Origin of the sequence: Rhodococcus sp. CX (assembly GCF_015865005.1) — a bacterium.
Taxonomy (GTDB): domain Bacteria; phylum Actinomycetota; class Actinomycetes; order Mycobacteriales; family Mycobacteriaceae; genus Rhodococcus.
Genome location: NZ_JADZGH010000156.1, coordinates 6,646 through 13,743, shown reverse-complemented (window position 1 = coordinate 13,743; position 7,098 = coordinate 6,646). Strand labels below are relative to the sequence as shown.

Below are 7,098 nucleotides of genomic sequence, written 5' to 3'. Positions count from 1 at the left end.
GGCCGGCCGGGGAATGTGCGCTTGCTGCGATCGTCCTGGACAAGGAGGGTTGCTACATCCCGGAGTCCGAGGTGTTGTCCGGCCTTGCGTGGGCGGCAGGTCGCACCCGCAACCCCGGACCCGGGTCACCGTCGTGGTTGCGCGGATTCCGCGAGGCGCAGGAACAATTGACAGAATTGCTCGACGACGGGCAAGAGGTCGACGTGCAACGAGGCGGCCGGCGCCCTCTGAGCGTCGGGATGCTCACCGACCTGCGGAATCGCATCGCGACCTTGACCGGGCTGGAGGGCATGGTCGACTGCGCCGAGATCAGAGTGCGCTCGGTGCAGGTCAACCAGTCCGACGGCATCGACGGCACCGACTTCCTGAACAGCTTCATCGCCGATGATCTCGATCGGGTGGCGGAACAGGTCGCTCACGGTGACATCGGTACCGGGCTCGCGCAGTACCTCACCGACGACACCGGGCTCGACGTGGCCGCCCGGGTCGACCTGAGCGCCGTCCCCGAAGCATCGCTGGCGGCCTGCCGCCCCGCCGCGACCCCGCCCGGCCGCTGGCCGAGCAAACCCGAGCATCCCCTCGCTCTCGGCCAGCAGTTCGCTGTGAACACCATCATGGACGAGTTGCACAGCGGCGCCGGAATTTTCGCGGTCAACGGTCCTCCGGGCACCGGAAAGTCCACGCTGCTGCGCGATCTCGTTGCGGCGATCGTCGTCGAACGCGCAGACCGGCTCGCGGGCCTCGCGAACCCGGCCGAGGCGTTCGCGGCCACCCCGCACCGCTGGAAGACCGGCGACTATACGCGGATCGTGCAGCGGTGGACCGGGCCGTTCCATGGATTCGAGATGGTGGTGGCGTCGTCCAACAACGGGGCGGTCGAGAACATCAGCTTCGAGATGCCCGCCGCGGACGCAATCGACGGCGAACGATTCGAGATCGACTATTTCACCGACATCGCGACGGCGTTGCTGAACGTCGACGCCGCCGGCGATGCCGAACCGGCCCGGGCGTGGGCGCTGACCGCTGCCCGGCTCGGTCGCAAGAGCTACCGGTCCCGATTCACCAGCACCCTGTGGTTCGACGGAAAGGCCACGGGGCGGGATGCTCCTGCCAGACGAGGTATCCAGTCGATTCTCAAGAAACTCGAATCCACGGGACCGGAACGTCCCTGGCGAGAGGCGGTTGCCGCATATCGTGCCCGGCGTGACGCGGTCGCGACGATGCTCGGCGAACGTCAGCGGGCCTATGAGCAACTGCGCGAGCGCACGAATCGACGCAGCGAACTGGGGGCGATCGAAGACCAGCTGGCGGCGCACGCTATTACGGTTCGCAGTGCCGTCGAGGCCGAGCACGTACGGCGCGGCACCGTCGAACGAACGCAGCAGGCGAAGACCACGGTCGAAGCGGAACTCGCCGCGCACGATGCGACGCGAGTCCCGTGGTGGCGCATCGGCCGGCAGGCCCGCGAGGAACGACGGCGATGGCAGGCCCATCGCGACCAACTCGCCGAGGCCCTCGCCCGCTGGGACGAGAGTTACCGGCAGGCCTTTGCCGCCCATCAAGAAGCGACGCACGCGCTCGTCGCCCTGCAGGGCACGCAGGACGAACTCACCCACCGGTATCGCGGCACGCGCGCGCGTCTCGCAGAACTCGACTGCGCGCTCGACGCGGCGCGGCAGCGGTGGGGTGCATCGGTCCCCGGTGAGGACAGCGACACCACCCCGGCGAGGGAACTGGCCGCGCCGTGGTCGGACGAGGAGGTCACCGAGGCGCGATCACGTGTGTTCCTGGCCGCCCTCGACCTGCACCGGGAATTCCTCGCCCACGTGCCCACTCAGATGCGGCAGAGCCTGCACGGGGCGACCGACGTCGTTTCCGGAAGCGCACCCCGGGATCTGGATCCGGCCGCCGTTGCCGACGCGTGGCGCGCGTTGTTCTTCGTCGTCCCCCTCGTTTCGACGACCTTCGCGTCCTTCGACCGGGTGTTCCGCGGACTCGGACGGGAAGCGCTCGGCTGGTTGCTCATCGACGAGGCCGGCCAGTCCACGCCGCAGAACCCGGTGGGCGCTATCTGGCGGTCTCGCCGTACGGTCGTCGTCGGCGACCCGATTCAGCTCGAACCCGTTGTCACACTGCCGTTCCGGGCTCAGCAGGCGGTACGCCGCGAGTTCGGCGTGGACGAGCGGTGGCTGCCGGCGCGGTCGTCGGCGCAGTCGATCGCCGATCGCCTCAACCGATGGGGAACGACCCTGCCCGGCGACGAGGGGCCGATCTGGGTGGGTGCACCGCTGCGGGTGCACCGGCGTTGCGACGAGCCGATGTTCTCGATCGTCAACACCATCGCCTACGGCGGCACGATGCTGCACGGCAGGGATCCGCGCCCGCGCGGGCCGCTGCCGTCGTCGCGGTGGATCGACGTCACCGGCCCCTCCAGCGGTCATTTCGTGCGGGCGGAGTACGACCGACTCGTCGAACTTCTCGACGACCTGGCCCGGAGGGGACAGGACATGGGGGAGGTGATCGTGTTGAGCCCGTTCCGGGACGTCGCGCGACGGCTCACGGCGTTGCCCGCGCGGTTCGGCGGACTCACCGCCGGGACGGTGCACACCGCGCAGGGCAGGGAAGCCGATGTGGTCTTCCTCGTGTTGGGCGGCGATCCGGCGAGCGACGGTGCGAAACGCTGGGCCTCGTCGAAACCGAATCTGGCGAACGTCGCGGTCAGCCGGGCGAAGAAGCGCCTGTATGTGATCGGGGACCGCGCGGCGTGGTCGCGGCATCCGCGCTTCGATGTGCTCGCCCGGGAACTGGCTCGCCACGTCGAGCAGTCGGCCCACCCCGATGGATAGGGACGCGTAACAGAGCCGCAGACGAGAAAGACAGCAGCGCGGTGCATGCATCGCGCTGCTGTCTTTCTGGTCGGTGGATACCGGGGGTGAGTGTTACCGGGGGTCAGAACAGCCGCGGGGTCGCGTGCGAGCCGTCGCGTGCCTCGGTGATGCGGGCGTGCCAGCGGTCGACGAGCCACATCTCGACCAGTTCGGGACGGGTGGTCATCAGTGACGCCCACGTCGTGAGCAGATCGACGTACCGGTGGTAGCGGCGCAGCGTGAAGTCGGCGACGGACGGATCCTCGAGCCATCCTTCGTGGACCAGCGTCGACACCCCGTGCTGGTCCAGCAGCTGCGCGGGCCCGGCGTCCGTCTGGACCCCGACCGCCCACAGGTACGTCGCCAAGAGTGGAACGCCGATCCCGGGGGTGTCCGGCCACCCCGACCAGGTCTGCCGGGACGCCTCGGGCAGTTTCTTCGTCTTCGCGCAGTAGTCGAGGACCCCCTTGATCTTCGCGAACCTGTCCCGGTTCTTCGGGGCGCGTGCGTCGCGGACGTCGGGGAAGCGGCGGGCGCCGCGTCGTCGTGGATGCGCACTGCGCCAGGCCGCGCACAGGAACAGCAGGCCCAGTCCCTCGTGGTCGGCGTCGATCAACTCGCTGCCCAGCCGAAGGTCGTTCCGCGGGACGATCGCATCGCCCTCGGTGACGACACGTCCGTCGAGGTTGCGGCCGCGAAGTCGGATCTCGTGGCCGGCGCGTTCGAGGTGGCTGTTCCACCACTCCAGGTCGACGGTGACGCCCTCGTCGAGTACCTGCAGGTCGAACGAGCGCGCCCGGCACCACTCCGAACATGCTTTCGGGGGCTCGAATCCCTCGTCGTAGGGGTGCATTCTGTCGAGATTGCCACGACGGACCGCAAAAACCGGGGCGGGACACGCGCAGGACCGATTAACCACGGTTACGAGTAAGGGCCTCGGCAATTCGGTTCTAGTGCCATGTAAGTGTGTCCGCGCTACGGTTGAAAGTGGCAGTCTCGAGAATCACTGTTCGACCCAGCGGTGAACGTACGCCCGCGTCGTCGCGTGCGGAGGTTCGAAACACCATGGCCACTTACACATTCGACGTTTTCGTCAGTCTCGACGGGTTCGGTACCGCGGTGGATTGGCCCGGGTACTGGGGGAAGGAGGGTCCCGAACTGGTGGCGAGTCGTGCCGAGGCGTTCGGATCCGATCGGATCCTCGTGCTCGGCGCCAACACCTACCGGGACTTCTATCGGATCGTCCGGTCCGGGGACGATCCCACCTTCGATCTGATCAACCGGGCCCGGAAGATCGTTCTCTCGAAGACACTCGAACCGCCTTTGAAGTGGGAGAACACGACACTGATCGCCGAGGACGCGCTCACCGCGATCCCTCGGTTGAAGGCCGAATCCGACCTGCCGCTGTGGTCGCACGGGAGCCTGTCGATGAACCGCGCGCTCATGGCGGCCGGGCTCGTCGACCGACTCGTGATCACGATCTTCCCGGCGATCACCGGCACCAGCGGCCGGAATCCGGTGTTCGTGCCCGGTGCCGAGTTCGACCTCGAACTGCTCGAATCCCACACGTTCGACGGCCGCGTCCAGCAATTGGTCTACGCACCGACCGTCCACAAAAGCCCGCATCCCAATTCCTCGAAAGCAGGTGACAGCAGCATGCCCGGAAACGAATCACCGGCCCTGGAACGGTTCGCCGGAGAGAAGGTCGTGCAACTCCAGACCCGCAAACGCGACGGCACCTGGGTCGATACGCCCGTCAACCTGGTCGTCGACCACGGCCACGCCTACTTCCGTACCCCCGGCAAAGCGTCGAAGAACAAGCGGCTGCGCAACTTCCCGGAGGTACGGATCCGTCCGTGCACGTGGTCGGGAAAGCCGACGGGTCCGCCCGCCAAAGCGACGGCACACCTGTTGTCCGGCGAGGAATCCCGGGCCGCCGGTGAGCTGATCGACAAGAAGTTCCCGCTGGTGCAACACGTCGGGGTGCACCTTGCGCACCGCGTGATGCGCACGTCGACATTGCACTATGAACTGACCGACGTCACCGATCTGTAGCTACGACGCCTCGAATCTCGCCTCCACGTCCGCGGTGATGCCGATGCGATCGGGTTCGAGGGCGAACGTGGGACCGCTCTCCGCGGAGGCGGGTGCCATCTCCGCGCGCATCGCCGACCGCAGCACGGGTCCACCACCCGGGTACGGGGTCGGGGGCGTCGGCAGCCCGAGCATGCCCGGATCGGCGATCGCGACCGCGCGGAAAGTGTTGTATCCCAAGCTCTTCGTGTAGCCCTTCGCTTTATCGAGGGCGTTCTGCACCGCGAGGTCGCGGACTTCGGCGAGCTTCCTCTGCCGCGACTTGCGGGTAATCCACCAGCGCAGGTCGGACACCGTGACGGCCTCGATCCCCGAGACCCGGTCCACGAACGCAGCGACCGCGTCGAATTCGTGGAACGTGACCGTGATCGACGCCGACGACGTGTACCGCCACGGGAGGGTCTTGCCCTCGTTGTTGTACGGGCGATACCGGGTGTGCCGCACCTGGTCGAACGTCCAGCGCTTCACGGGACTGTCGGGACGCTCACGCAGCTCGGTGACGAGACCGGTCACAGTGGCGATCGCCACCGCGACCGGGTCGGCGGCCTGCTCCCGCGTCGCACCGTCCGCGTGTACCTGCAGGGCGACCGTGCATCGGTTCGGGGCGTACTCGCGTTCGGCGTGACCGGCGACCGTGATCGTGACGGGGAGATCGTTCATGCCCGCGAGTGTGCCAGCACGACACGACCTTTGCCGGTATTCGCAGCTCAGGCGTCCTCGACGGCGGCGAGCAGCATGCGGGTGGCGACCGCGACGAGCCTGTCCCGGTCGGACTTCGGCGGACGCAGCAGTGCGATCCGCGAGCACAGGCTGGCGGTCGCGCCCATGATGATGAAGACCAGGTCGTCGAGTGCGGCGTCGTCGAGATCCGGGCGCAGGCGGGCCGGGATGATCCGCCCCAGCGGTCGCAGCGGTCCTTCGACCTCGGCCCAGGCCAGCCCGAACTCGCTCTCACCGGACGTGTACGACACACGCAGCACGGCCGCGTGTTTCTCGAACGCCGCGGTGAGGCTTTCGACGACGGTGACCATCGCGACCGCGGGCTCCTGATCCATCGCCCGGCCGATCGCGGTCGAGAGCGTGGTGGTGATGTCGTGGACCGCCGACATCCGCAGTTCCTCGACGATCGCGTCGATGTCCGGGAAGTAGCGATAGACGGTGCCGATGCTGACGTGGGCGTGCTCGGCGAGGGCGGTCGTGGTGGGACGCGCCGACGGGCCCTTCGCGAGCAGCTCGTGTGTAGACGTGAGCAGATGCTTGCGCATTTCGCGGCTGCTGAGTCGGCGACTTCCGTATGCTTCTACCTGGGGTGTTTCGGTGCTGACGGGAGCTCACAGAAAGTGAATAGTAAGTGAGGATTCCTCGTGTTTCCATGAGATGCATGGAGCGACGGATTCCTCGGGACCTTGCCAACGCAGACATCGCGGTGCGTCGCTACGGGGACCTCGGACACCGGTGGCTGGACGGAATGTGGCAGGCCGATCCGCTGGCCGATGCCGTGGTCGCCGACGACTTCGGGGCCCTGTCGGCGACGGAAGCTGTGCGGGCCGCCCTCGAAGGCGGAATCGACTCGGTCGCCGACGCCCCCGAATCGCTGCGTCTGCTGTTCAAATTCCTCGACGACGAACCCGCCTGGGTCGACCACGACCGTCTCGACAACGCCGCCGACGCGCTGGTCCGGCACACCCCGATCCTCGGCATGGTGCTCGGCGCCGCCTCGCTGGTGCGCGGTGCCGGCAACGAGATCGCCGGTAAGCCATTGGCTTTGACCGGTCGGTACGTCAGCCAACCGGCGGTGCGGTCCGTCGAGGTCGGGGAGTGGTTGCGGCATGTGCTGACCCGCGGTGGAATGCGCCGTGATGCAGCCGGTTTCGCGTTCACCGTGCGAGTCCGGCTGATCCACGCGCACGTGCGTCGCGGCATCCTCGCGAGCGGACGCTGGGACGAGGAGGCGTGGGGAGTGCCGATTCCGCAGTCCTACATGGCGCTGACGATGGCGGAGTTCGGGCACATCGCCGTCGAAGCGATGGAGATGCTCGGGGTGCGGTTCACCGACGAGGAGCGCGACGACATCTACCACCTGTGGCGCTACGTCGGCCACGTCATCGGGATGAGCGACGAGCTGAACCTGTGCAAG

The 7,098-nt window shown here is 67.6% G+C and carries 5 protein-coding genes and 2 pseudogenes; 4 read left to right on the top strand and 3 right to left on the bottom strand.

From position 1 onward, the window contains the following. A partial coding sequence (locus tag I0Q12_RS32995; RefSeq protein WP_231610791.1) for an ATP-binding protein occupies positions 1-2,846 on the top strand: 2,846 nt, incomplete at its 5' end. Positions 2,847-2,949: 103 nt separating this feature from the next. Here the strand turns inward: I0Q12_RS32995 and I0Q12_RS16230 are convergent. Then, the gene (locus tag I0Q12_RS16230; RefSeq protein ID WP_197252887.1) at positions 2,950-3,720 is read right to left on the bottom strand and encodes a hypothetical protein; all 771 of its coding nucleotides are present in this window, start codon (positions 3,718-3,720) and stop codon (positions 2,950-2,952) included. A 212-nt stretch (positions 3,721-3,932) separates the two neighbouring features. On the opposite strand from I0Q12_RS16230, the pseudogene I0Q12_RS16225 reads away from it, so the two are divergent. Together I0Q12_RS16225 and I0Q12_RS16220 are read left to right on the top strand one after the other, a co-directional pair. Beyond that, positions 3,933-4,391, top strand: a pseudogene (locus tag I0Q12_RS16225) (dihydrofolate reductase family protein); the annotation flags it as partial. 132 nt (positions 4,392-4,523) lie between these two features. After that, positions 4,524-4,922 (top strand): PPOX class F420-dependent oxidoreductase, encoded by a 399-nt coding sequence (locus I0Q12_RS16220; RefSeq protein WP_197252915.1) that lies wholly within the window; start codon positions 4,524-4,526, stop codon positions 4,920-4,922. Here I0Q12_RS16220 and I0Q12_RS16215 read toward each other — a convergent pair whose 3' ends face one another. Both I0Q12_RS16215 and I0Q12_RS16210 read right to left on the bottom strand, forming a co-directional pair. After that, on the bottom strand, positions 4,923-5,621 hold the full coding sequence (locus I0Q12_RS16215; RefSeq protein WP_197252886.1) for an SIMPL domain-containing protein: 699 nt from the start codon (positions 5,619-5,621) through the stop codon (positions 4,923-4,925). A gap of 47 nt (positions 5,622-5,668) precedes the next feature. Next, the gene (locus tag I0Q12_RS16210; protein WP_197252885.1) at positions 5,669-6,226 is read right to left on the bottom strand and encodes a TetR/AcrR family transcriptional regulator; all 558 of its coding nucleotides are present in this window, start codon (positions 6,224-6,226) and stop codon (positions 5,669-5,671) included. Between the two features lie 116 nt (positions 6,227-6,342). Here I0Q12_RS16210 and I0Q12_RS32990 point away from each other — a divergent pair. Continuing rightward, a pseudogene (locus I0Q12_RS32990) lies at positions 6,343-7,098 on the top strand (oxygenase MpaB family protein); the annotation flags it as partial.